At 61.7% G+C, this 428-nt stretch carries 1 protein-coding gene; it reads right to left on the reverse strand.

Annotation, left to right across the window (positions count from 1 at the left end; genetic code table 11):
• Nucleotides 1-210: 210 nt before the first annotated feature.
• A partial coding sequence (locus F0Q45_RS26820) for a type I-E CRISPR-associated protein Cas6/Cse3/CasE (RefSeq protein ID WP_149656681.1) occupies nt 211-428 on the reverse strand: 218 nt, incomplete at its 5' end.

The following is a 428-nucleotide window of genomic DNA, read 5'->3' on the forward strand; positions in this document are numbered from 1 at the left end:
TTGCCGTGCCTTTGATCGAGGTTGCCTGGTGTGCTGGTGTGCTGGTGTTCTGCCACGTGACGTGGTGGTTCGCGCTGGCGGCTGGCGCTGGCGTGGTGGGGTTTGCCGGCGGCCGGGTTGGGTTGGGTCGCGGGTTTCTGGTTACCAACGCGGTGGAGTTGGTTGGCGGTTCTCTGTGGAGTTGTGGTGGTGCGATCCCCCTCGCGAGGGTCAGTGTTTGGTGGTGGTCAAGAGTAGCCCGGCTCCGTAGGGTAGTCCGCGGCCGATGCCGGTGGTGATTGCCCTGCGGTAGGCGTGGGGATCGGTGATGGTGGCTGTGCCGGTGTAGCGCAGTGTTTTTAGGGTGAATTGTGGCTTGTTTTTGTCGGTGTGGTGTTTGCTGGGGAATTGCAGGGTGAGTGGCTGGTCGATGATCGGCTGGTTATGTA

Source organism: Mycobacterium simiae (assembly GCF_008370645.1).
Taxonomy (GTDB): Bacteria; Actinomycetota; Actinomycetes; order Mycobacteriales; family Mycobacteriaceae; genus Mycobacterium; species Mycobacterium simiae_A.